Genomic DNA, 1,890 nt, shown 5'->3' with positions numbered 1-1,890 from the left:
CCCCTCCTGGGAGGGGTAGGGGTGGGTTACCCCTCGGATTTTGGATTTCTCCTTCTGCCTTCTGCCTTCTGCCTTCTGCCTTTTCTTCTGCTTTCTCCCACGGCGCTTCCTGCCGTACCTGCTGCCAAATCGGGCTGTGCAGCGCTTCATCCAACTCCTTGGCCATCTCGATCATGCCCAGGTACCCGGCGTAGGGGTGGTGGCGCTCCTGGTTGATGTCGAGGAAGGGAATGCGGGCCTTGAGGGCGGTGTACTGGTTGCGACCGCCAGCGATCAGCATGTCGGCCTTGGTTTTGGCGATCACCTTGAGCAGTTCCTGGGCATTGCCCTTTTGCAGCATGATGCCGTCTTTGCCCAGCAGGTCTTTGATTCGGGCTTTGTCTTCTTCGGTGCTCTTCTTGGTGCTGGTGGCCACCACTTCAATGCCCAGATCTTGAGCGGCAGAGATAATCGACCAGCTCTTGACCCCGCCTGTATACAGCACCACCCGCTTGCCCTGGAGGCGCTGGCGGTAGGGAGCTAGCGCTGCGGTGAGCTGGGCGGTTTCTGTGGCAATCAGGGTTTCGACCCGGGCCTTGAGGTCGTCGTCGCCGAGCTGGGCTGCGATCGCCCGCAGCAGATTGTTCATATCCTCGACGCCGTAGATCGACGCTTCAATGTAGGGAATGCCGTAGCGCTCCTGCATCTTGTGGGCCATGTTGATCAGCGCCTTCGAGCAGATCATCACGTTCAGCTTGGCCCGGTGGGCGTAGGTGATTTCTTGGTAGCGGGCGTCGCCGGTAATCTTGGCCAGCACCCGAATGCCGAGTTTTTCTAGCAGCGGCGTCACGCCCCACATCTCCCCGGCGATGTTGTACTCGCCAATCAGGTTGATGTCGTAGGGGGTAGTGTATTCGGGTTCGCCCGTGCCGACCACGTACTCTAGCAGGGCTTCACCGCCAATGCGGTTGCCCAGGTTCTTGCTACCTACAAAGCCGGGGGAGCTGACGGGAATGACGGGAATCTCAAACTTCTCGCTAGCCGCCCGACACACCGCGTCGAGGTCATCGCCAATCAGCGCCGTGACGCAGGTGAGGTAGACGAACACGGCGGCAGGGTTGTAGCGTTCCTTAACTTCGTGAACCGCCTTATAGAGCTTCTTCTCACCGCCAAAGATGATGTCATTCTCGCTCAGGTCGGTGGTAAACCCCATTTTGTAGGTCATCGGCCCCGAAGAAAGGCTGCCCCGGCTACCCCAAGAGTTGCCCGCACAGGCGATCGGGCCGTGCACCAGGTGCGCTACATCGGTGATCGGCACCAGGGCAATGCTGGCTCCGTCAAAGGCGCAGCCACCCTGGGCGGCACCGGGCTGGGCCTGCTGCTGGCAGGCTTTTTTCTTACCCTTTTCGCCCTTTTTGTGATTGTGCTCACAGCCCGGCTGGGTCAGCAGTTCGTTGATTTTTCCCGAGGTCATTTTCATGGCGATTGGGTAAGTGAGGGAGCTGGGAAGAGCGGGGGAGGTGGGGTGAGTGTATTTTGGATTTTGGATTTGCGATTTTGGATGGGGAAAGCAACTGAAACCAGGCAATCTAAAATCCAAAATCTAAAATCTAAAATCAACAGATATACCGGGTGATATCTTCACCGCAATCGTCGGCCAGGTGGCTCAAGGCCCGAAACCGCAGGCCCACCAGCTCGTTGTAAACCGGGTTGAGCTCGCACAGGGCCGGGATGTGCACCGTGCGGCCAAAGAGGTTGATATCCCGCTCAAAGGGGCAACAGCAGGGGATGACGCGGCAGATCAGGTGGGCGAGGTGGCGATCGCTCACCTCAATCTGGTCAATCAACCGCCGCAGGGGGTTCCAGAGATCGAAGCCAGTCTGGGATCGGGGGGAGGGGAGGGAGTGGGTG

2 protein-coding genes are annotated in these 1,890 nt (G+C 58.8%); both read right to left on the bottom strand.

Translation table 11 applies throughout. From position 1 onward, the window contains the following. Positions 1-1,459: nitrogenase iron-molybdenum cofactor biosynthesis protein NifE (gene nifE, locus IQ254_RS30950; protein WP_228041263.1), on the bottom strand; the 1,459-nt coding region annotated here is incomplete at its 3' end. Between the two features lie 136 nt (positions 1,460-1,595). Then, complete coding sequence (locus tag IQ254_RS30945; protein WP_193969969.1) at positions 1,596-1,835, bottom strand: Mo-dependent nitrogenase C-terminal domain-containing protein; 240 nt, start codon at positions 1,833-1,835, stop codon at positions 1,596-1,598. Positions 1,836-1,890 lie beyond the last annotated feature (55 nt).

The sequence above is a fragment of the Nodosilinea sp. LEGE 07088 genome (assembly GCF_015207395.1).
GTDB lineage: Bacteria > Cyanobacteriota > Cyanobacteriia > Phormidesmidales > Phormidesmidaceae > Nodosilinea.
Note: the sequence above shows the minus strand (reverse complement) of the source record. Positions and strands in the feature narration are given on the sequence as shown.